Source organism: Amycolatopsis sp. lyj-109 (genome assembly GCF_046548995.1).
In the GTDB taxonomy this organism is placed as follows: domain Bacteria; phylum Actinomycetota; class Actinomycetes; order Mycobacteriales; family Pseudonocardiaceae; genus Amycolatopsis.
Genome location: NZ_JAJPWR010000004.1, coordinates 1 through 20753 on the forward strand (window position 1 = coordinate 1; position 20753 = coordinate 20753).

Genomic DNA, 20753 nt, shown 5'->3' on the forward strand with positions numbered 1-20753 from the left:
CCCCGACGACCGGAGACCTCACCGTGGACGTGCTGGACCAGCCAGCACGACCCAGCACGCCCACCACCCACAACAAGATCAACAACCCAGCCTCAAGATCACCAAAAATCAAATCGGTGGATCCGGGCTCGATATTCCGAACATATCGGCAACCGATTTCGCGGAAATCGTGAACCCGGACATCGCACCCGGCGATCCGCGGAAGAACATCCGCACTTCGCGGAGTGGATCACCCGGTCGGGCGAACGTCTACACTGGACACCTCGCTCCATGATGGAAGGGTCCGCCGTGACGACAGCCGAGCGGCCGCCGCGGTCATTGCGCACCAAGCTCGTGGTGACCGTGCTGACCGCGACTTCGATCGGCCTTGCCGCCGCGCTGGTGGTCACGATCGTCGGCGTGCACTCGTTCATGCGGACCCGCCTGGAACGGCAGGCCACCGACTACCTGACCGAGCTTTCCGAGTACCTGGCCCTCCCGCCCGACGCCCGCACACCGGCGTCGAGGCCCGCGCAGCGCGGCGTCTGCGCGGCCATGATCGTCACCGCGTCGGGGCAGCTCGAGCAGTACTGGGGCGCGCGACCGGCGAAGGTGCCGACCCCGCCCGCGCACCTGCTGCAGACCATGGCCGCCGGCCACGCGATCGTCGCGCTGCCCGGCTCGACGTACCTCGCCGTGGCCGAAGAGCTGCCGGACGGCCGCTACCTCGTCGGCGCGGTGTCCACAGAGGACTACGACCAGATCGCCCGCCGGATCGTGTTCGCCGGGTCCCTGGTCGTGCTGATCGTGCTGACCGTGCTCGCACTCGTCCTGCTACAGCTGAGCAAGCGGTGGCTGCGGCCGCTGGAGTCGGTCGTCGGGACCGCCCGGTCCATCGCCGGCGGCGACCTGTCCCAGCGGGCCGAGGTCGCCGACTCGACGTACGAGGCGTACAGCCTCACCCGGTCGTTCAACACCATGGTGTCCCGGTTGCAGGACTCGTTCGACCGGCGCGAGCGCGCCGAACTCCGGTTGCGCCGGTTCGTCGCGGCGGCCGGGCACGAGCTGCGCACGCCGCTGTCGGCGATTTCCGGCTACGCCCAGCTGGCCCAGCTCGGCGCGCTCGACGAGCGGGCGGAGTTCCACGCCGCCATGCGCCGGGTGTACGGGGAGACGAAACGGATGACCGCGCTCATCGACGAACTGCTGCTGCTCGCGGAGCTCGACCGGGGCCGTCCGTCCGAAGCGGAACCGGTCGACCTCGGCCCGCTGTGCATCGACGCGGTGCACGACGCGCAGGCGGCCGCCCCGGAGTGGGAGCTGCGGCACGACATCGATCCGCACCGGACGTACCTGGTCGTCGGGGACGCGTTCCGGCTGCGGCAGACGGTGACCAACCTGCTCGCCAACATCCGGGCCCACACGCCGAAGGGGACCAAGGCGCAGGTCTGGCTGTCGACCACGGGCGTGGAACACATGATCGACATCATCGACGACGGTCCCGGCATCGATCCCGCCCTGCGCGAGCGGGTCTTCGAGCCGTTCTTCCGCGCCGGCCCGCACCGCTCGACCGGCAGCGGGCTCGGCTTGAGCATCGTGGCCGAGCTGGTGCACCACCACGACGGCACGATCCGCGTGATGCCGACCGACAGCGGCTGCTGGGTGCGGGTCCGGCTGCCCGCCGTCGCCGTCGACTCGCGTAGTTCGTGAAGGCCACCTTGAGGAACTTGAAGTTCCTCAAGGTGGCCTTCACGAACTTTCTCACGAAGCCGTCCGGAGCTGGGTCAGCAGCTGGGTGAGCTGCTCCCCCAGCCGGCGTGTCGCGGCGAAGTGCGCGGTCGCCAGCGGGTCCGGGAGGACCTCGCGGGCGGGCAGCCGGACGTCGGGGCGTTCGCACAGGCACGTCAGCAGGCCGAGGCCGCGCCACACCATCAGCGCCGCGCCCAGTGCCGGGGCCTCGTCCGTCCCCACGACCTCCAGGGGCACGTCGAGCGCGGCCGCCAGCAGTGAACCCCACAGCGGCGACCGCAGGGCCGAACCGCCCGCGCGCACCCGCGTGATGGGGGCGGTCCCCGGCCCGAGCGCGTCGCGCACCGTGGCCAGTTCGCGCGCGACACCTTCGGCCATCGCCCGGGTCATCGCCGCCCGGCCGTGTTCGACCCGCAGGCCGACCAGGGCGGCGTGGAAGTCCGGGTTGCCCCACGACGTCGCGTCGGCCGCCGGTTGCGGAATCCCGATCAGGCCTTCCGCGCCGATCGGCACCAGCTCCGCCTCGGCCAGCAGGACATCGATGTCAACGCCGCCGAACGACTCCGCCGCCCAGCGCGCCACCGCGTCACCGTTGCTGAACGTCCCCCGCGAGATCCACAACCCGTCGACGAACGCGTGGCACGACACCAGCTCCGACTCCGGGACCACCGACCGGTCTTCGATCACACACAGGTCCGCCGACGCCCCCATCGACAGCGCGGCGCACCCGGGGGCCATCGCCCCGACGCCGACCTGAGCGGTGGCCGCCCCGGACACGCCGACGACCACGGGGGTGCCGGCCGGCAGGCCGAGCAGCTCGCCCGCCGCGGCCGTCAGCCGCAGCACGTCGGTCGGCTCGACGAGGGCGGGCAGCTGCTCGCGGCGGACGCCGGCGACGTCGAGGGCAGGCTGCGCCCAGTCCAGGGTGGCCGCTTCCACCCAGCCGGCGGCCGACGACGTCGAAACGTCGGTCACCAGCTGCCCGGTGAGCCGGGACAGCAGGAAGCCCTTCAGCCCGGTCCAGTGGGCCACCTGCCCGAACAGCCCGGGGTCGTGGCCGGCGAACCAGGCGAGCTTGGCCACCGGGGACGCCGGGGTGAGCGGCACGCCGGTCAGGCGGTGCAACGCGGTCCCCTGTTCGGCGACGATCCGGCGGGTGGTGCCGACCGACCGGCCGTCGGTGGCGTTGAGCACCGGGGTGAGCGGCATGCACCCGGCGTCCAGCGCGAGCAGGGCGGGCATCCGTGAGGTGAGCGACAGGCCCCGCACGGGGTTGCCGAAGACCTCGCAGATCCCGGCGGCCTCGCGGACCGCCGAGGCCAGGGTGTCCAGCACCAGCCACGGGTCCTGCACCGGGTCGATCGGGTGGTGGGTGGTCCGCGGTAGCGGCCACGCGATGGTTTCGCGCAGGCCGAGGTCGTCGCCGAGGACGGCGACGGTGATCACCGCCGCCCCGATCTCGACCCCTAGGACCACATCCCCGCGCGTCATCGTGCCCCGGCCTCCGTTCAAGCGGCTTCGAGGCAGCGCAGGTGCTCGCCGCTCAGGACGATCTCGGTGGCGGCGAGGCACTCGGCGAGCTGCGCTTCGGAGCTCACCCCGATCACCGGCTCGACGGACGGCGTGCCGGCGAGCATCCAGGCCAGCACCACCTGGTTCCCGGACACCCCGAGGTCGCCGGCCACCTTGCGCAGCGCGACGAGCCGGGGCTCGGTGCCCGGGTGGTCGTAGTGCGGCCAGAACGCGCGGTCCGGCCGGGTGTAGGCACCGGACAGCAGCGGCGAATACCCCTGCACGGCCAGGCCGGCACCGCGCGCGTACCCGGCCATTTCCGGAGTCAGGATCTTCTGCGGGCCGAACGGGGCACCCGGGAACGGCTGCAGGTAGCTGTGCCGCTGCTGGAGCCAGGTGATCCGGGTGCCCGCGCGCCGCACGGGTTCGAGATCGTGGTTGCTCAGCCCGATTTCGCGGATCTTCCCGGCCTCGACCAGTTCTTCGAACGCGCCGAGCACGTCCTCCAGCGGGACGGCCGGGTCCATGAGGTGGGCGAAGCAGACGTCGACGTGGTCGGTGCCCAGGCGGCGCAGGCTGTCCTCGACCGCCGACCGGATGGCCGGCGGCGAAAGCCCTTCGAAGTCCATCAAGGCACCGCCGGGCACGGGACGGCCGCCGACCTTGGTGGCGAGCCGGATCCGGTCCCGGGCGCCCCGGTCGCGGAGCCACGCCCCGATCGTGAGTTCGCTCTCGTCGCCGGTGCCGTCCCAGCTGGCGTAGCAGTTCGCCGTGTCGACGGCGCTGCCGCCCGATCCGGTGAAGGCGTCCAGTAGCCGGAACGCGGTGGCGCGGTCGGTCGCCGTCCCGAAGTTCATCGTCCCGAGGCAGATCACGGCACCGTCCCATCCGAGCATTCGCGCCTGTCCCGAGTCTGGCACGGGCGTTCCGGCCCCGGAATCCGCACAATGCGGAACCGCTTTCCGCGCGCCGCGCGGTCCCGGACCGCTGACGAGGGAAAACCCGAATCTGAGGAAACTTTGAGCTAACCACCCACCCGATCCGGTGAAGATGTCACGGGGTCAGGGAAGCCGAAGACCGGCCGGAGGAGTCCGGTCACCGGCTGAGACGACAAGGGTGAGGCCGGATGATGACGAACAAGACAATTTCCCCCGTGGCCGCCGGGCCGTTCCCCTCGCGGGTCCACCCGGCGCCGAGTCCGGGAGCCGACGTGCAGACGCCACGCAAAACCGTGGTGCGGCATGTGCTCCCGCTGTTCTCCGACGTGCTGTCGGACGGCTTCGTGCTCGACGTGCTGTCGGCGCGCCGGGTCGGCCACACGTGGGCCGAGTCCGGGCGCGGCCTCGAACGGCTGCTGGACGCGGTGCAGAAGCTCACCGCGGACCTCGTGGACAAGGCGCTGAACCGGCCGGACCTGCGCGACAGCGGTACGCGCTGCCTCGCCGCCCAGCGGATCAGCGAGCTGGGCAACCGGATCCTGGTCGAGCTGACGCGCGGTTTCGCCGAGGCCGGCACGACCGCACCGGAGCACGAGGAACCGACCCGGCGCCGGCAGGCCGAGCTGCTGCTGAGCGGCGCGGTGGTCCCGGCCACCGACCAGGCCTATGCCGTCGTCGCGCTGGCCACCGGCGAGCTCGACCCGGCCGTCGTGGACGAGGCCTTCCGCACCCACGCGGGCGAGGACACCCTGACGCTGCTCGCCGACGGCGGCGGCCACGCCCTGCTTCCCGCGCGGGACAAGGCGGACGCCGTCCGGCGCGCCGAGCGGGTACTGGACGCGCTCGGCGGATCCGCCCGCGCCGCCCTGGTCTGGCCCGGCACCCGCAGCGTCTCCGCGTGCCGTTCGGTGGCGGACGACATCCTCGCCGAGGCGACGTCGCTGGAGTTCGCGCCCGCGGTGCACGTCCTCGACGACGTGCTGCTCGAGTTCGCCGCCGCGCACGAGCCGGTGGTGTCCAACGCGCTGCTGAAGGTGATCCAGCCGCTGCTGGCCCAGCCGGTGCTGTGGGAGACGCTGCAGGTGCTACTGGCCGAGGACGGCAACCGCGGCCGGGCGGCGGAGCGGCTGATCGTGCACCGCAGCACCGTGGACTACCGGCTGCAGCGGATCGCCCAGCTCACCGGGCACTCGCCGTGCACGGTCCGCGGGCTGCGCCTGCTGGCCACCGCTTCGGCCATGCACCGCCTGGCCGAGCTCCGCCGCAGCGCCGCCTAGGAAGGACCGGACTTGTCAGGAACTCCTCCGATCCCGCCGTTCACCGTCATCACCGGCACCGAGGTGCGCCGGGTGCTCGACGGCGACGAGCGGACGGTCACCGCCGTCATCGAGCGGGCCTACCGCACGCACGGCGCCGGCGACACGGTGAACCCGCCGTCGTACTTCCTGCGGTTCCCGGACCGCCCGGCCGACCGCATCATCGCGCTGCCCGCGTCCCTCGGCGGCGAGTCCGCTGTGGACGGTCTCAAGTGGATCGCCAGCGTTCCGGGGAACGTCGGGGCCGGCATCCCGCGAGCGTCCGCCGTGCTGATCCTCAACGACCGGCGCACCGGCTACCCGTTCGCGGTCATGGAGGCTTCGGTCGTCAGCGCGTCCCGGACAGCGGCCTCGGCCGCGCTGGCCGCGGACCTGCTGACCCGCGACCGCGGACGGCCTTCGCGCGTCGGGTTCTTCGGCACCGGGCTGATCGCGCGGTACATCCACACCTACCTCACCGCGAACGCCTGGGAGTTCGGCGAAATCGGGCTGCACGATCTGTCCGCGTCGTCGGCCGACGGCTTCGCGGGCTACCTCGCCCGCACAGGCACGCCGGCGAAGGTGGTCCGGCATGAGAGTGCCGAGGCGCTGATCAAGGCGTCGGACCTGGTCGTGTTCGCCACGGTGGCGGGCGTTCCGCACGTGACGGATCCGTCGTGGTTCACGCACAACCCCTTGGTGCTGAACGTTTCCCTGCGCGACCTCGACCCGGAGATCGTGCTCGGTTCGGCCAACGTCGTCGACGACGTCGAGCACTGCCTGAAGGCGGACACTTCCGTCCACCTGGCCGAGCAGCGGGCCGGCCACCGCGAATTCCTGCACGGCACGCTGTTCGACGTCATGACGGGCGCGGTCGACCTGCCCGCGGACCGGCCACTGGTGTTCTCGCCGTTCGGGCTCGGCATCCTCGACCTGGCCGTCGGCAAGCACGTCTACGACCGGCTCGCCGCCGACGGCGCCCTGACGCCGATTCCGGGCTTCTTCGCCGATGTGACCCGCTACGGCTGAATTTCCGCCGCGGCGGCATTCCTGCGAAAAATGCGGATATTCCTCGGAAAAGCGGTACAGGGGAGGACAAAGCGCCCGCGTCTCCGGTTGCATGGTGATCATGCAACGACTCCGCCACGACCTACCGGCCTCGCTGGTCGTTTTCCTCGTCGCCGTACCCCTTTCGCTGGGCATCGCGCTGGCGTCCGGTGCCCCGGTGGTCGCCGGGCTGATCGCCGCCGTGGTGGGCGGGATCGTCGCCGGCGCCCTCGGGGGTTCCGCGCTGCAGGTGAGCGGGCCCGCCGCCGGGCTGACCGTGGTGATGGCCGAAACCATCCAGACGTTCGGGTGGGCCGTCACCTGCGCGATCACCGTGGCCGCCGGTGCGGTGCAGATCCTGCTCGGCGTCTCCCGGGTCGCGCGGGCCGCGCTGGCCATCTCGCCGGCGATCGTGCACGGCATGCTGGCCGGGATCGGCGTGACGATCGTGCTCGGGCAGGTGCACGTCATCCTCGGCGGCAAGCCGCAGTCCTCGGCGCTGGAGAACCTCGCCGAGCTGCCCGGCCAGATCGTCGCCCGCCACGACGCCGCCACCGCGATCGGGCTGCTCGCCATCGCGATCCTGCTGCTGTGGCCACGCCTTCCCCAGGCGGTGCAACGGATTCCCGGCCCGCTGGCCGCCATTTCCGTCGCCACCCTGGTGTCCGTGCTCGCCGGGATGACCCTGCCCCGGGTGCAGCTACCCGCGGACCTGCTGAACATCCGCTTCACCCCGCAGCTGCCCGGCGGCGGCTGGGGCGCGTTCGCCGTCGCGGTGCTCACCATCGCGGTGATCGCGTCGGTGGAAAGCCTGCTGTCGGCGGTCGCGGTGGACCGGCTGCACACCGGTCCGCGCGCGGACCTGAACCGGGAGCTCGTCGGCCAGGGCGCGGCGAACATGGTGTCCGGGGCGCTGGGCGGCCTGCCGGTCACCGGCGTGATCGTCCGCAGTTCCACCAACGTCGCCGCCGGCGCGCAGAGCCGGGCCTCGGCGATCCTGCACGGGGTGTGGGTGCTGGTGGCGGTCGTCGCGTTCGCCGGGCTGATCCAGGACATCCCGCTCGCCGCCCTCGCCGGCCTCCTCGTCCACGTCGGGGTCAAGCTGGTGAACCCCGGCCACCTCAAGCAGGTCCTCACCCACGGCGACCTGCCGGTCTACCTGCTCACGCTGGCCGGGGTCGTGGTGTTCGACCTGCTCACCGGCGTCCTCGCGGGCATCGCGCTGTCCCTGGTGCTCATGCTGCGGCGCACGCTCTGGTCGGGCATCCACGCCGAACCCGACGGCGAGGTCTGGCACGTCGTCGTCGAAGGCGTGCTCACCTTCCTCTCCGTGCCCCGGCTGAGCCGCGTGCTCGCCACCGTCCCGGCCGGCGCGCGGGTCCGGCTCGACCTGGTCGTCGACTACCTCGACCACGCCTCCTTCGAGAGCCTGCACACGTGGCAGCACGCCCACGAGGCCGCGGGCGGCACGGTCGAAGTCGACGAGATCGGCCACCCCTGGTTCGCCAACGGCAAACAGGGCCGGCCGACCCGCAGCCGTCGCGCCGGCGCCGGCTTCGTGCCGCGCTGGCTGGCACCCTGGTCCGAGTGGCAGGCCGCCGAGGTCACCGCCCAGCCCACCCGCCGCGGCGCCGCCGAGTTCCAGCGCCGCACCGCACCGCTGCTGCGCGACACGCTGTCCGGCCTGGCCGACGGCCAGCGGCCCGGCACGCTGTTCATCACCTGCGGCGATTCCCGGATCGTGCCGAACCTGATCACCACCAGCGGCCCCGGGGATCTGTTCACCATCCGCAACATCGGCAACCTGGTCCCACCCGGCCAGGCGGACCCGTCGATGAACGCGTCGATCGCCTACGCCGTCGGGGTCCTCGCCGTCACCGAAATCGTCGTCTGCGGGCACTCGTCCTGCGGGGCCATGGCCGCGCTCGCCGGCGGACCGCCGCCCGGGCCGCTCACCGACTGGCTGGCGCACGCCGAACCGAGCGCGCGGCGGTCCGGTCCGGTCACGCTCGACGGGGAACTTCCCGCGCGCGAAGGCGACCGCCTGGCCCTGCAGAACGTGCTGCAGCAGCTGGCGCACCTGCGCGAATACCCGCTCGTCGCCGAGGCGGAACGGGCCGGGAAGCTGCAGCTGACCGGGATGTACTTCGACGTCGGCCGCGCCCAGGTCCACCTCTGCGATCCGGCCGCGCGGGACTTCCGCCCGGTGGGCACGCGAGCGGGCAGCGGGTCCGAGCACGGCGGATCCGCACATCGCGCAAATCGCGGATGAGGCGGCTCGAACGCCGGAGATCCCGTTCACAATTCCGTTCCGGGAAACACTTTCGCGGCACCCACCACAAGGGACGGACATGAATTCTCCTGTCAAAACGGGCGAAACCCCGGAGACCGACGCCGAGGGGTATCACAAGACCCTCGGCAACCGGCAGATCCAGATGATCGGGATCGGCGGGGCGATCGGCGTCGGGCTGTTCCTCGGGGCGGGCGGCAAGCTCGCCGCCACCGGGCCCGCGCTGCTGCTCTCCTACCTCGTCTGCGGCGTCGTGGCCATGTTCGTCATGCGCGCACTCGCCGAGCTGGTGCTGCACCGGCCGAGCGCGGGCAGTTTCGTCACCTATTCCCGGGAGTTCATCGGCCCGTGGGCCGGGTTCGTGACGGGCTGGATGTACTGGCTCAACTGGGCGATGGTCGCCGTCGCCGAGACCACCGCCATCGGGCACTACCTGCAGAAGTGGTTTCCCGGGTTGCCGGTCTGGGCCGGTGCGCTGCTGTCGCTGGCCGGGGTGCTCTCGGCGAACCTCGTGTCGGTGAAGCTGTTCGGCGAGCTGGAGTTCTGGTTCTCCACCATCAAGGTGCTGGCCATCATCGTCTTCCTGGTCGTCGGCATCGGCCTGCTGATCTACGGGGCGCACCTCGGTTCGGCGCCCGCGTCGGTGGCGAACCTCGTCGACCACGGCGGGTTCTTCCCGCACGGTTTCGCCATGCCGTTCCTGGCCCTGCAGAGCGTGGTCTTCGCCTACGCCGCCATCGAGCTGGTCGGGGTGGCCGCCGGCGAGGCCGCCGAGCCCCGCAAGTCCATCCCGCGCGCGGTGAACAGCGTCATCTGGCGCATCGCAGTGTTCTACGTCGGTTCGATCCTGCTGCTGGCCGTGCTCATGCCGTGGTCGGACTACCAGGCGGGCGTCAGCCCCTTCGTCACGGTCTTCTCCCGCCTCGGCGTGCCCTGGGTCGGCGACGTGATGAACCTGGTCGTGCTGACCGCCGCGATGTCGTCGGCGAACTCGGGGATCTACGCCACCGGCCGGATCCTGCGCGCGCTCGCCGACCGCGGCGAAGCGCCGCAGTTCACGGCGCGGATGAGCCGCCGGCGGATCCCGGTCGGCGCCATCGCCATGACCTGCGGGGTGTGCCTGCTCGGGGTGGTGCTGAACGTCGTGGTCCCCGACGACGCGTTCGACGTCGCCACCGAGATCGCCTCACTGGGGGTGGTCACCACCTGGGCGATGATCATGATCGCCCAGGAGCGGTTGCGTCGCCGGGCACTGCGGGGCGAGCTGGAGCGGCCGTCGTTCCGGCTGCCCGGCGCCCCCTACACCACCTGGGCCACCGTCGGGTTCCTCGGGCTCGTCGTGGTCCTGATGGGATTCTCCGGCGGCAGCAGCCTGATCGCCGTGGGCACGATCCCGGTGCTCGTGGTGGTGCTCGGTGTGGGCTGGCGGCTCGTGTCGCGGCGCCGCGCCGGTTTCAGGAACGGCTGACCGCGTGCACCACCATCGCCGCGGCCAGCACGTACGCCCCGCGGCCGGTGAGCGGGTTCTGCCCGGTGACCTCCTCGATCCGCCGGATCCGATAGTCCAAAGTAGACCGGTGGATGAACAGCCCGCGCGCGGCGACGGTCCGGTTGAAGTCGGCGTGGATCAGCGCTTCGAGCGTGCCGTAGAGGATCTCGTTGCCCGCCAGCGGGGCGATCAGCGCCCGCAGCCGCGCCGACGTCACCGGGTCCCGCAGCACGGCGAACTCCAGCAGGACGTCGTCGAGGCGGTACGGCCCGGCCGGGCGGCCCGTCGCCGCGGCCAGCGCCAGGATGTCGGAGGCTTCTTTGCAGCCGGCGGCGAGCGTCGCGCGGCCGGCGGGCACGGTCGTCGTCCACGGCTCCTGGCCGAACCGGCCGGTCAGCGCGGCGAGCAACGGGGCGATCCGCCGCTCGAGCCGGCGGGGCACGAGCACGACGACACCGTCACCGGCCGGCGCGCCCAGCACCCCGTCTTCATGGTGCTCGTCGAGCACCGCGGCCAGCCGGTCGGACGGCACCGGCTGCGGGAACCGGGCCGCGACGACGAAGTAGGCGTCCTCCAGGCCGGCGAGCTCGGCCGGGTCGAGCCGCTCCTGCCGGACGAGGCGCCGCACGAGGGCACCGCGGGCGTCCCGCGCGGGGGCGGCCGGCACCGGCCGGGCGATCCCCGCGAGCAGGTCCTGGACCAGCAGGTGCGCGGCCTGCACCACGGGGACCACCCGGTCCGGCCGGTGCCGCGCGACGGAGTCGGCCACCTGAGCCGCGAACCGGCCGAGCAGGTCGGCAGCCACGCCGGGAGCCCCGCCCGCCTCCGCGAACGCCTCCCCGGCGACCCGGACGCGGGCGCGCTGGGCGGGGGTGACCGTGACGTCCTCTTCGACGACCCGGCGGTAGACGTCGGCCACCTCGCCCAGCAACGCCGTCGCCACGGACCGGGCCGCCGCCGGCGTCACGCCGTCGAGCAGATCGTCCGTGGGCACCGCAATGCCGTGGCCGTCCTGTGGCTGCGTCCGGCGATTCGGCCGTTCGTCCAGCACCGTCATGCGATACCCACCCGTTCCGACGTCTCTCACCCAGTTCCGGTCGATCCGGCGTTGCCCGCTTCGGCAACTACCCATTCCCAAGTCGTCACGCACGGTGAGCGTATCGACGGAGATTGGCATGAAGCAACGCTTGCAGGGGAATCCCTCAACAACCCGGGAACAAACCGGACATATCGGATCTTCCCCAGGTCGGAACGCATTCGCCGAAGGAGAATTCAGCGGAATGCGCAGCCGCTTGTCCCTTGTCCGCCGTCTTTCCGTCATAAACACTCTGCGCCGGAGAATCCCCACTGACCCCATTCGAGGAATCATGACCGACGTGATCGAGCGCACTCCGTCACCGGAACCGGTGGTGCGCGTCCAAGGGCTCGAACTGAACCTGCGGACCGGCCAGGTGCGCCTCCGCGGGGAAGCGGTCCACTTGACGCCGACCGAGTTCCGGCTACTGCGGGTGCTCATGCTCAACCCGAACCGGGTCAGCCCGAACTGGCTGCTCGAACGCGCGCTCGGCGGTCCCGGCGACGGCCAGAAGGTGCGGTTCTACGTCGGCCGGCTGCGCCGGAAGCTCGGCGACCGCCACCACGTGCTGATCCGCACCGCACACGGCTCCGGCTACCGCCTCGCCGGCCGGACCGCGTTGCCCTGATTCCCCGGCAGGGCAAGGGAAACGCGGTACCGTCCTTCGGAATTCGCGGATACAGCACGGCCTTCGATCTGCCCTAATCTTCGCGACACGAGCGAAACCGACCGGCGGTTCGCTCGAACCCGAAAGGCCGCGTGGGAAATGAAGATGCGTACTCTGACGAAGATCACGACCGCCGTCGCCGCGACCGCGCTGGTGTGCGCGGGCCTGCTCGGCGCGACCGGCACGGCGGGTGCCACCACCGCGACGGCGCCGGCCGACGTCACGGTGCCGGGCCTCGGCAGCGTGACCCTGACCGGCAAGGTCGTGGCCGTCCACGGCAAGTACGTCACCATCGTCCTGGACGGCTCGGGCCGCAAGGTCGTCGTCGAGTGGACCCCGCTGACGAAGATCATCGGCGACCTGAAGAAGGACGCGAAGGTCCAGGTCGTCACCCTGGACTCGATCCTCGGCCTGATCAAGGCGGACGTGATCAACGTCCTCGGCTGACCAGGAACCGGCTGGACGGGGCCCGCGGAGATTCTCCGCGGGCCCCGTTCCGTTCCCGGGCGCCCGTGGCGACGCCGGGGGGACACGGCCGCGGTTCCGCCGGTGCCGGATCCGCGTTTCCCCATCCGCGCATGGTGACCCGCACCACGGCGATCTACCGTTTCCTGATCATTCCGGCGAACAGATCGGGACCGACGATGAACCAGGAACCCCGCCCCGAGGACGGCACGCTCACCCGCCGCGCCGTGAACATGCTCAAGGCCGTCCGTGACGGGCGCGCGCAGCTGTCCCTCAGCTGCGAACCCGACCTCTACGTCGACGGAATCCCCTGCTGCGACCAGGCGACGGCCCGCGCCCTCGGCCGGCTCGGCCTGATCGCGCACAGCCGGCCGGGCCGGGCGGGCGAGCTGGTGCCCGCCGTGGTCACCGAGGCGGGCCGGAACGCCCTCAGCGCACCGGAATTCCGGGCCGCGGGCTGAGGCCGGACAGCAGAAGGCGGGCGCACGCCACCGCGTGCGCCCGCCTTCTTTTGCTCAGCTACGGGTGAGTTCCTTCACCCGCACCGACAGCAGGTCCGAAGAGGACAGCAGCTTGTCGTGCGCCGATCCGGCGTCGAGGAGTTCCTCGCGGTCGTCGAAGTTGCCGGCGTGCTTGTGGTAGAACGCCTTCGCGGCGAAGTAGCCGATACCGGCGGCTCCCAGCCCGACCGCCGCGAGGTCGACCGCGGCGGGCGTGCACGCGATGGCCACCTCACGGCCGCCGTACTCCAGTGGCTCGAGCACCCCGGGGAGCGAGGCCGGAGAAAATCCACTCATCTGATCCTCCATGGGTTCGGTTCGGTCAGGCCCGGCCGGCAGCCTGGTCGCGCATTCCGAGCAGTTCCCCGACGGGCAGACCCGACACGCCCTCCGGAACTTCGAGCTCGTCGCTCTGCTGCACGCAACCGTGGTAGTGGCAGTTCGCCCACCCCACACCGGCCCCCACGACGGCCCCGGCGAAGGTCGCCGCCGCGATCGCCCACGTGCAGGCGGTGGGGTCCACCGCCTGCGCACCAAAGGAAAGAGGCTCCAGTCCCGGCGTCGCCGGGTCCTGCAAGGACACGATCACTTCCATCTCTTCTCCTCTGCTCCGTACCACGGCCCGCGTCACTGCGCGGCCCTCGGTCACGATAAGCGGCGCGTTGTCAACGTGACATCCACCGATTGACGGAGAATTCCCCGGTCAGGCGGGCGATCGAGGGCGCCGGTGCGCGATTTCCCGAAAATTCGGGGACATCCGGCCGCAACCCGCCGGTTCGGTTGCCTGGGGGACGGCGATCGTCATCATGGCACTACCCGGATCCGTTCCAGGGGCCGGGTTTTCGCCACCGAACAGGAAGAAGCGGGCATCATGACAACTGTTGTCGAAACTGCCGCGGCCGAGCACTTCTCCCGCAAAGCCGGCGCGCTCATCCCACTCGAAGTCCCGGACGCCGTCCTGCCGCTGGCCTGCGCCGCGGAGTTCGACACGGTGTACGTCGGCGTCACGGCCTTCACCTACGTCGTGCGGGCGACCCGGCACGCTTTCCGGACCGGGTTCGACGAGACCGGGTACCCGATGGCCGAAGGCCCGGCCTCGCCGGACCGCATGTCGGCCGTCGAGCTGCTCGGCGCCCGCAGCGCCGTGCTCGGCACGCTGTGACACCGGTGGGTCCCGCCGGCGACCGCGGGACCCACCGCCGCACGTCGTCCGCCGCCGGGTACCGCCCGCGGGCCGGTACCGGCCGTGCGAAGATCCGGGGGTGTCGTCGACCTCCTCCCGCCCGCGCTCGTTCTGGGACGACGCGGTGGTGTACCAGCTCTACATCCGTTCCTTCGCCGACAGCGACGGCGACGGCGTCGGTGACCTCGGCGGGGTGATCCGGCGGCTCGGCCACATCGCCGGGCTCGGCGCCGACGCGATCTGGCTCAACCCCTGCTACCCCTCGCCGCAGGCGGACCACGGCTACGACATCGCCGACTACCGCGGCGTCAACCCGGAGTACGGCACCCTCGAGACGTTCGACCGCCTGGTCGCCGAGGCCCACGGCCGCGGCCTGCGGATCCTGATGGACCTGGTGCCCAACCACTGTTCCGAGCAGCACCCCTGGTTCACCGCGGCCCTGGCCGCGGGCCCCGGCTCCCCCGAGCGAGCGCGGTTCGTCTTCCGCGACGGCCGGGGCGACGAGCCGCCCAACAACTGGCAGTCGGTCTTCGGCGGTCCCGCGTGGACCCGGGTCACCGAACCCGACGGCACACCCGGGCAGTGGTACCTGCACCTGTTCACCCGCGAGCAGCCGGACTTCGACTGGCGCAACGCGGAAGTGCTGGCGTACTTCGACGACGTCCTGCGGTTCTGGTTCGACCGCGGCGTGGACGGCTTCCGCATCGACGTCTGCCACGGCCTGATCAAGGACGCGGCCCTGCGCGACTGGGACCCGGCCGAGGGCGGCTACAACGCCTACAGCTGGAACCAGCCCGAGGTCCACGACATCTTCCGGCGGTGGCACGCGCTGGCGGCCGGCTACGGCCCGGACCGTGACCTGCTGCTGGTCGGCGAGATCTGGGTGCCGGACCCGGCCGACCTGGACCGCTACCTGCGCCCGGACGAGCTGCACCAGGCGTTTTCGTTCGACCTGCTCGTCCAGCCGTGGGAGGCCGGCGCCCTGCGCGGGGCGGTCGAGCGCGCCACGGCCCGCACGGAGGTCCACGGCGCCCCGGCGGCGTGGACACTGGCCAACCACGACGTCCACCGCGCGGTGACACGCTACGGCATCGTCCGTCCGGAGCCCGCCCCGGCGAGCAACGACGCCTTCGCGGCCCTGATGCGCCCCCGCGGCGAAGTCGACGCCGAGCTCGGCGACCGCCGGGCCCGCGCGGCGCTGCTCCTGCTGCTGGCGCTGCCGGGCTCGGTGTTCCTTTACCAGGGTGAAGAACTCGGGCTGCCGGAGGTCCAGGACCTTCCCGACGAAGCCCGCCAGGACCCGGTGTTCCACCGCACGGGAGGCCTCGAGAAGGGCCGCGACGGCTGTCGCGTCCCGCTGCCGTGGGCCGCGGACGCGCCGGCGTTCGGGTTCGGCACGGGGGCGCCGTGGCTGCCGCAGCCGGCGTGGTTCGGCCGGTACGCCGTCGACATCCAGGAGAAGGACGACACCTCGACGCTGCAGCTGTACCGCCGTGCGGTGCGAGCGCGGCGGGAGCTGGGGCTCGGGCGACCGGGCCCGCTGCAGTGGCTGGAGACGGGGGAGGACGCGGTGTTCGCGTTCCGGCGCGGGGATCTGGTGTGCGTGGTCAACACGGGAAGCACGCCCTACCCGGCCCCGGACGCCTGGGGCGAGCTCGTGCTCACCAGCGCCGGATCACCGGGCGTGGCAGCCGATTCGGCGGCCTGGTTCGCCGGGAAGGCTGAAGGGGCCGTTGGTCTCATCTGACGCGCTGAAGGGCACTTCCTCGCGCCAGATGACGCCGGCCGGAACGGCCAACTCACCAACCGGAACGGCCAACTCACCCACACCACCGGCGAGTTGGCCGTTCCGGTGCGTGAGTTGGCCGTTCCGGGCGGTGAGTTGGCTCCACTGACAACGCCAGAACCCGCTTTACCACTCACGACAATGTGCGGCAGGGCTGTTCAGGAGCCGACTGCCCTGCGTGGCCCGTCCACCAGCCGCGGATCCACACGGGGCGGCCAGGCCCCCGCCGCGTACAGGGCCGCCGCGTGGGCCTTGGCCACCAGGGCCGTGCGGTTGGGCACCGCGAACCGCCGGACCAGGGCCCCGACGTGGTACTCCACGCCCTGACGGCTCAGGTGCGCGCTCCGGGCCAGCTCCGTCGTCGGCACGCCGGCCGCGAGCCCCTCCAGGACCAGAGCCTCCAGCGGCGTCACCATCGGCTGCCGGGCCCGCTGCGGCCGGACCGCGTCGGGCCGGATTGCCACGACGATTCGCCGCGATCCTCCCCGCGCCAGTGCGGTCAGCTCGGCGGACACCGCCGCGCCGGTCGGGCCGAGGAGCACCACGCGTTCGGTCGCTTCGTGCCGGGCGCCGGTCGCGAGCGCGGTCAGCGCGCACCGGGCTCCTTCGGCGAAGTCCGGGTGCAGGAACTCGAAGATCCCCCGGTGCCGCAGCTCGAACGCCGACGCGCCGAACAGCTCGCCGAACCCGTCCTCGGCCGTCAGCACGCGGAAGTTGCCGTCGACGCACGCGACGTGCCACCGTTCGCTCATGTCACCCACCCCGTAGTGCTCGGATGACCTCATCCAACTAGCCGGGGCGGTCGCCGGGGTACCCGCGATCCACGCGAGCGGCCGTGCCACGATGCGGAGGCCCCGTGGTGACCACTCAGTCCTCGCGGAGGTGCGGCTCGACCCGCGGTGGCCACTGCGCCGGCTGCAACACCCCGGCCGCATAGGCCCTCGACACCAGCGCCGCCCGGCTCGGCGCCCCCAGCTTCCGCAGCATCGCGCCGATCCGGTAGTCGACTGCCTGACGGCTCAGGTACAGCCGCATCGCGATGTGCACCGCCGGCTCTCCCGCCGCCAGGCCTTCCAGGATCTGCGCGTCCAGGGCAGCGAGCCGCACCGGCGCGAAGGCCTCGGCGGACGGCACCGGACGCACCAGCAGCACCAGGCACACCGCACCGTCGTCGTCGAGGATGTGGCCCGTCACGTCGGCGAGGAACGGACCCGGGCCCAACCCGACGAGCCGCTCGCCGAATCGATCACCGGGGGCCAGCTCCGCCAGCCCGCGCCGCACGGTCTCCTGGACCGCCGGCAGGAACCAGCCGCAGAACGCCGTGCCGATCACGTCGTCCGGCGTGGTGCCGAACAGGTCCGCGAAGGCGCCGTTCACCTGCCGGACCACCAGGTCGCGGCCGAGCTCGGCCAGCCCGGTCCCCGGCTCCGCGACCTCCGGAAGCCGCTTGCCCCGGCGCAGTGCCGCCTCGCTCATGCTGACCACCGTTCCGTCGCCCGTGGCTCCACCGAAGTGCGGAGCCTGCCCCACGCTAAGCACGGGACCAGCCGCGGGCGAAGGCACTTCAGGCTCGGCCGGAACCGGCGTCCGCCGATCGCGGAACGGCGTCACCGGATGAGCCCACCGTCGACGTGCAGGACCGACCCGGTGATGTACGCCGCCTGGCCGGACACCAGGAACCCGACCAGGTCCGCCACCTCCTCGGGCGCGCCGAAGCGCCCCAGCGGGACGTCGGCCAGCGCCCGCTCGCGGGTCCGCTCGTCGAGCACCGCGACCATGTCGGTGTCGATGAACCCCGGCGCCACCGCGTTGACGCGCACGCCGTAGCGCCCGACCTCCTTCGCCAGTGCCTTGCAGAACCCGATCGTGCCGGCCTTCGACGCGCTGTAGTTCGTCTGCCCCGCGCTGCCGTGCACCCCGGCGATCGAGCTGACCGCGACCACGGTGCCCGCCTTGCGCTTCATCATCCCGAACACCACCGAGCGGCACACGTGGTAGACGCCGCCGAGGTTGGTCCCGAGCACGGCTTCCCAGTCCTCGTCGGCCATCCGGACCAGGGGCCGGTCCCGGGTGATGCCCGCGGACGTCACCGCGGCCGCGACCGGGCCGAGCTCCCGCTCGGTGCGCGCGATCCAGGCGCGGACCGCGTCGGCGTCACCGACGTCGACCCGCTCGGCGAGCACGCGCACGCCCAGCTCGGCCAGTTCCTTTTCGGCTTCGCGCGCGGCGTCCTCGTCGGCCCGGTAGCAGAAACTCACGTCGAAGCCGTCGCGGGCCAGGCGCCGGACGACCGCCCGGCCGATGCCCCGCGAACCGCCGCTGACCAGCGCCACCCCGGTCACCGCGCGCTCCCCAGCCGCAGCAGCGCGCACGCCACCGCCCCGTCCCGGTCGACCGAGCCGACGATCACCGGCTCGCCCGGTTCCCCGGCCGCCAGCACCTCGGCCACCTGGAACATCGCCGTCGCGGCACCGGTGTCGCCGATCAGCTCGGCCAGCGGGTCGGGGTGCCCCGCAACGCCGGACCACGACACGAACCCGACGTCTTCGGAAGCCACGCCCGCCTCGGCGAGCACACTGTCCATAAGGGACTCCCGGGCCGCCTCGACCTCGTCCGGACGGGCGATCCGCGACCGGACGGCGAGCACCTCGGCCAGCGCCGGACGCGGTCCCGCCGGCTCGACCCGCAGCATCACACAACCCTCGCCGAGCACGCCGTCGACACCGCTGTGGGCCTCGATCCAGGACCGGGCGTCGGAGTACTCCTCGACGGCGCCGGTGAGCACGCTCGACGCCCGCCCGGTCCGCAGCAGGCGGACGGCGTAGGCCAGCGCCGAGAGACCGGCCACCCGCCCGCCGGCCAGCGTCACGTTGGGCCCGGTCAGGTCGTGGCGGATCGCGCAGCGGCCGGCGGCGGCGTTCATGATCGAATTGGGCATCTGCCCCGGGTCGACGAAGTACGGCTTCGCCTCCACGAAGGACGGCCGGGTGAAGTCCATCGTGGACTGCAGACTGCCCATCGTCCCGAGCACGAGCCCGGTGCGGTCGCCACGCGAAGCCGGCCGGTCTCCGGTCAGCCCGCCGACGGCCCACACGGCGAGCCCGGTGAGCCGGTCCATCGACCGGGTGCCCTTGCGGCCCAGCAGCTCCCGGACGTCGAAGCCGGGCACGACGGCCGCCTTGTGCACGGCGCCGTCAGTCACCGGCGCCGCCACCCCGGCCAGCAAGCCGGCCACGAAGGATTCCCGGGAGAGGCCGAACGGCGAAACCGCCGTCCACGCCGTGATCACCGGGTTCACCGGAGCCCCGCCTCGTCGAACCGGCCGAGGACGACCACGGCGTTGTTGCCGCCGAAGGCCAGGCCGTTGTTCTGCACGATCCGCAAGTCGGCCTCGACCGCCTGGTTGGGCACGCAATCGATGGCGCAGTCCGGGTCGGTCTCGCGGTGGTTGATGGTCGGCGGGATGAACCGGTGGGTGATGCCGAGCCCGCAGGCGATCGCCGCCAGCGCGCTCGCCGCGCCCATCGTGTGGCCGAGCATCGACTTGAACGACACCGTCGGCGGCGGCCGGTCCCCGTAGACGTCGCGGATCGCCGCGGTCTCGGTGACGTCGTTGGCCGGGGTGCCGGTGCCGTGCGCGGAGATCAGGTCCACCTCGTCCGGCGCGACGCGCGCGTCGCGCAACGCCAGTTCGATGCATTCCCTGATGCTCTCCCGGTCCGGCGCGACCGGATGACTGGCGTCGCAGTTGAGCGCGTACCCGAGCACTTCGGCGTAGATCGGGGCGCCGCGGCGCAGCGCGGACTCCGCCGTCTCGAGCACGATCACCCCGGCGCCTTCGCCGGTGAGGATGCCCTTGCGCCCGGAGTCGAACGGACGGCAGCAGTCCGGCGCGACCGTGCCGAGCCGGGAGAACCCGGCGAACGTCTTGCGGCACATGGCGTCCGCGCCGCCGCACAGGGCGTACTCGGCTTCGCCCGCCCGGACGGCGTCGAAGCCGGCGCCGATGGCGTAGTTGCCCGCCGAGCAGGCGGTGGCCACCGTGGTCGCCTCCACATCGGACAGAGCGAGGTCGTGCGCGATCCCGGCGGACAGGCGGGTCGCGGCCGAGCGCCGGGCCCGCACCGGGTCCATCGCCGCCGGGCCGTGCGCGAGCTCGGTCTCCACCAGCCGGTCGAGGTCGTGGGCCTCGCCGTCGGTGGTGCCGACGCAGATCATCCCGCGCCGGGCGCGCAGCACGGCTTCGGTCAGGCCGGCGTCCTGCACGGCCATCCGGGACGCGGCGATCGCGAACCGGCTCGCCCGGCCGAGTTCCGCCGGATCGAGCCGGTGGATCCAGGGCCGCGGGTCGAAGCCCGCGACCTCGCAGCCCATCGTGTGCTCGAAGCCCTCGGTGTCGAACACGCTGATCGGCCGGGCACCGCTGCGGCCGGCGCGCAGCGCGCCGGCGAACTCGGCGCGGCCGATGCCGATGCTCGACACCACGCCGAGCCCGGTGACCACCACTCGGCGGTCCATCAGAGCGCTTCCGCCTCGGTGACGACGCGGTAGACGCCGTCGAGGGTGAGCATGGTCTTCAGCTGCGACTCGGCGATCTGGACGCGGTAGCGTTTCTCGCACTGCGCGACCAGCTCGATCAGCGACAGCGAGTCGACACCGTGATCGTCGACGAACGAGCTCGTGCCGGTGAGCTCGTCGGTCTCCAGCTCGAGCACGTCGCACACCAGTTCCCTGAGCTCGTCGTAGAGCTCGACCTGCACCTCGGTCATTCGCGGAAC

Annotated in this window: 21 protein-coding genes; 10 read left to right on the forward strand and 11 right to left on the reverse strand. The window is 72.1% G+C overall.

The window, feature by feature from the left end:
- The first annotated feature begins 288 nt into the window (after positions 1-288).
- A complete protein-coding gene (locus tag ACLJQF_RS09885; protein WP_410607941.1) occupies positions 289-1689 on the forward strand; it encodes a sensor histidine kinase in 1401 nt (466 codons plus the stop codon).
- A 51-nt stretch (positions 1690-1740) separates the two neighbouring features.
- Here ACLJQF_RS09885 and ACLJQF_RS09890 read toward each other — a convergent pair whose 3' ends face one another.
- Entirely contained in the window at positions 1741-3219 is a 1479-nt protein-coding gene (locus ACLJQF_RS09890; protein WP_410607942.1) for a gluconokinase, read from the reverse strand.
- Positions 3220-3236: 17 nt separating this feature from the next.
- Positions 3237-4136: an aldo/keto reductase gene (locus ACLJQF_RS09895; RefSeq protein ID WP_410607943.1), complete on the reverse strand. Its 900-nt coding sequence runs from the start codon at positions 4134-4136 to the stop codon at positions 3237-3239.
- Between the two features lie 233 nt (positions 4137-4369).
- On the opposite strand from ACLJQF_RS09895, the gene ACLJQF_RS09900 reads away from it, so the two are divergent.
- From ACLJQF_RS09900 to ACLJQF_RS09915, 4 genes are all read left to right on the forward strand, one after another.
- Positions 4370-5455: a PucR family transcriptional regulator gene (locus tag ACLJQF_RS09900; RefSeq protein WP_410607944.1), complete on the forward strand. Its 1086-nt coding sequence runs from the start codon at positions 4370-4372 to the stop codon at positions 5453-5455.
- 12 nt (positions 5456-5467) lie between these two features.
- Positions 5468-6502: a 2,3-diaminopropionate biosynthesis protein SbnB gene (gene sbnB / locus ACLJQF_RS09905; RefSeq protein ID WP_410607945.1), complete on the forward strand. Its 1035-nt coding sequence runs from the start codon at positions 5468-5470 to the stop codon at positions 6500-6502.
- 91 nt (positions 6503-6593) lie between these two features.
- Positions 6594-8792: a SulP family inorganic anion transporter gene (locus ACLJQF_RS09910; RefSeq protein WP_410607946.1), complete on the forward strand. Its 2199-nt coding sequence runs from the start codon at positions 6594-6596 to the stop codon at positions 8790-8792.
- 79 nt (positions 8793-8871) lie between these two features.
- Entirely contained in the window at positions 8872-10278 is a 1407-nt protein-coding gene (locus ACLJQF_RS09915; RefSeq protein ID WP_410607947.1) for an amino acid permease, read from the forward strand.
- Here ACLJQF_RS09915 and ACLJQF_RS09920 read toward each other — a convergent pair.
- Entirely contained in the window at positions 10265-11356 is a 1092-nt protein-coding gene (locus ACLJQF_RS09920) for a PucR family transcriptional regulator (RefSeq protein WP_410607948.1), read from the reverse strand. The two genes, ACLJQF_RS09915 and ACLJQF_RS09920, sit on opposite strands and share 14 nt — an antisense overlap.
- A 310-nt stretch (positions 11357-11666) precedes the next feature.
- On the opposite strand from ACLJQF_RS09920, the gene ACLJQF_RS09925 reads away from it, so the two are divergent.
- The 3 genes from ACLJQF_RS09925 to ACLJQF_RS09935 all read left to right on the forward strand — a co-directional run bounded on the left by ACLJQF_RS09925 (position 11667) and on the right by ACLJQF_RS09935 (position 12967).
- The gene (locus ACLJQF_RS09925; protein ID WP_410607949.1) at positions 11667-12002 is read left to right on the forward strand and encodes a winged helix-turn-helix domain-containing protein; all 336 of its coding nucleotides are present in this window, start codon (positions 11667-11669) and stop codon (positions 12000-12002) included.
- Positions 12003-12146: 144 nt separating this feature from the next.
- A complete protein-coding gene (locus tag ACLJQF_RS09930) occupies positions 12147-12488 on the forward strand; it encodes a hypothetical protein (RefSeq protein WP_410607950.1) in 342 nt (113 codons plus the stop codon).
- 197 nt (positions 12489-12685) lie between these two features.
- On the forward strand, positions 12686-12967 hold the full coding sequence (locus tag ACLJQF_RS09935) for a hypothetical protein (protein WP_410607951.1): 282 nt from the start codon (positions 12686-12688) through the stop codon (positions 12965-12967).
- A 54-nt stretch (positions 12968-13021) separates the two neighbouring features.
- On the opposite strand, the gene ACLJQF_RS09940 is transcribed toward ACLJQF_RS09935, so the two are convergent.
- Together ACLJQF_RS09940 and ACLJQF_RS09945 are read right to left on the reverse strand one after the other, a co-directional pair.
- On the reverse strand, positions 13022-13303 hold the full coding sequence (locus ACLJQF_RS09940) for a hypothetical protein (RefSeq protein WP_410607952.1): 282 nt from the start codon (positions 13301-13303) through the stop codon (positions 13022-13024).
- A gap of 25 nt (positions 13304-13328) precedes the next feature.
- A complete protein-coding gene (locus tag ACLJQF_RS09945; protein ID WP_410607953.1) occupies positions 13329-13601 on the reverse strand; it encodes a hypothetical protein in 273 nt (90 codons plus the stop codon).
- A gap of 276 nt (positions 13602-13877) precedes the next feature.
- Here ACLJQF_RS09945 and ACLJQF_RS09950 point away from each other — a divergent pair, with 276 nt between their 5' ends.
- A complete protein-coding gene (locus tag ACLJQF_RS09950; protein WP_410607954.1) occupies positions 13878-14168 on the forward strand; it encodes a hypothetical protein in 291 nt (96 codons plus the stop codon).
- Positions 14169-14268: 100 nt separating this feature from the next.
- Complete coding sequence (locus ACLJQF_RS09955; RefSeq protein WP_410607955.1) at positions 14269-15936, forward strand: glycoside hydrolase family 13 protein; 1668 nt, start codon at positions 14269-14271, stop codon at positions 15934-15936.
- A gap of 197 nt (positions 15937-16133) precedes the next feature.
- Here the strand turns inward: ACLJQF_RS09955 and ACLJQF_RS09960 are convergent, their stop codons facing one another.
- The 6 genes from ACLJQF_RS09960 to ACLJQF_RS09985 all read right to left on the reverse strand — a co-directional run bounded on the left by ACLJQF_RS09960 (position 16134) and on the right by ACLJQF_RS09985 (position 20744).
- Positions 16134-16727, reverse strand: coding sequence for a LuxR C-terminal-related transcriptional regulator (locus ACLJQF_RS09960; RefSeq protein WP_410607956.1), 594 nt, complete (start codon positions 16725-16727; stop codon positions 16134-16136).
- Positions 16728-16842: 115 nt separating this feature from the next.
- Positions 16843-17451, reverse strand: coding sequence for a LuxR C-terminal-related transcriptional regulator (locus ACLJQF_RS09965; protein ID WP_410607957.1), 609 nt, complete (start codon positions 17449-17451; stop codon positions 16843-16845).
- A gap of 131 nt (positions 17452-17582) precedes the next feature.
- Positions 17583-18317, reverse strand: coding sequence for a 3-oxoacyl-[acyl-carrier-protein] reductase (gene fabG / locus ACLJQF_RS09970; protein WP_410607958.1), 735 nt, complete (start codon positions 18315-18317; stop codon positions 17583-17585).
- A complete protein-coding gene (locus tag ACLJQF_RS09975) occupies positions 18314-19273 on the reverse strand; it encodes a beta-ketoacyl synthase N-terminal-like domain-containing protein (protein ID WP_410607959.1) in 960 nt (319 codons plus the stop codon). The genes fabG and ACLJQF_RS09975 overlap by 4 nt, the downstream gene beginning before the upstream one ends.
- The gene (locus tag ACLJQF_RS09980; protein ID WP_410607960.1) at positions 19270-20493 is read right to left on the reverse strand and encodes a beta-ketoacyl-[acyl-carrier-protein] synthase family protein; all 1224 of its coding nucleotides are present in this window, start codon (positions 20491-20493) and stop codon (positions 19270-19272) included. Before ACLJQF_RS09980 ends, ACLJQF_RS09975 begins: the two co-directional genes overlap by 4 nt.
- Complete coding sequence (locus ACLJQF_RS09985; protein ID WP_410607961.1) at positions 20493-20744, reverse strand: acyl carrier protein; 252 nt, start codon at positions 20742-20744, stop codon at positions 20493-20495. Before ACLJQF_RS09985 ends, ACLJQF_RS09980 begins: the two co-directional genes overlap by 1 nt.
- Between the last annotated feature and the right edge of the window lie 9 nt (positions 20745-20753).

Coding starts and splice junctions, on each gene's coding strand:
- ACLJQF_RS09890 (WP_410607942.1), bottom strand. CDS start 3,219: ATGACGCGCGGGGATGTGGTCCTAGGGGTCGAGATCGGGGCGGCGGTG.
- ACLJQF_RS09895 (WP_410607943.1), bottom strand. CDS start 4,136: ATGCTCGGATGGGACGGTGCCGTGATCTGCCTCGGGACGATGAACTTC.
- ACLJQF_RS09900 (WP_410607944.1), top strand. CDS start 4,370: ATGACGAACAAGACAATTTCCCCCGTGGCCGCCGGGCCGTTCCCCTCG.
- ACLJQF_RS09910 (WP_410607946.1), top strand. CDS start 6,594: ATGGTGATCATGCAACGACTCCGCCACGACCTACCGGCCTCGCTGGTC.
- ACLJQF_RS09915 (WP_410607947.1), top strand. CDS start 8,872: ATGAATTCTCCTGTCAAAACGGGCGAAACCCCGGAGACCGACGCCGAG.
- ACLJQF_RS09920 (WP_410607948.1), bottom strand. CDS start 11,356: ATGACGGTGCTGGACGAACGGCCGAATCGCCGGACGCAGCCACAGGAC.
- ACLJQF_RS09925 (WP_410607949.1), top strand. CDS start 11,667: ATGACCGACGTGATCGAGCGCACTCCGTCACCGGAACCGGTGGTGCGC.
- ACLJQF_RS09930 (WP_410607950.1), top strand. CDS start 12,147: ATGCGTACTCTGACGAAGATCACGACCGCCGTCGCCGCGACCGCGCTG.
- ACLJQF_RS09935 (WP_410607951.1), top strand. CDS start 12,686: ATGAACCAGGAACCCCGCCCCGAGGACGGCACGCTCACCCGCCGCGCC.
- ACLJQF_RS09940 (WP_410607952.1), bottom strand. CDS start 13,303: ATGAGTGGATTTTCTCCGGCCTCGCTCCCCGGGGTGCTCGAGCCACTG.
- ACLJQF_RS09945 (WP_410607953.1), bottom strand. CDS start 13,601: ATGGAAGTGATCGTGTCCTTGCAGGACCCGGCGACGCCGGGACTGGAG.
- ACLJQF_RS09950 (WP_410607954.1), top strand. CDS start 13,878: ATGACAACTGTTGTCGAAACTGCCGCGGCCGAGCACTTCTCCCGCAAA.
- ACLJQF_RS09960 (WP_410607956.1), bottom strand. CDS start 16,727: ATGAGCGAACGGTGGCACGTCGCGTGCGTCGACGGCAACTTCCGCGTG.
- ACLJQF_RS09965 (WP_410607957.1), bottom strand. CDS start 17,451: ATGAGCGAGGCGGCACTGCGCCGGGGCAAGCGGCTTCCGGAGGTCGCG.
- ACLJQF_RS09980 (WP_410607960.1), bottom strand. CDS start 20,493: ATGGACCGCCGAGTGGTGGTCACCGGGCTCGGCGTGGTGTCGAGCATC.
- ACLJQF_RS09985 (WP_410607961.1), bottom strand. CDS start 20,744: ATGACCGAGGTGCAGGTCGAGCTCTACGACGAGCTCAGGGAACTGGTG.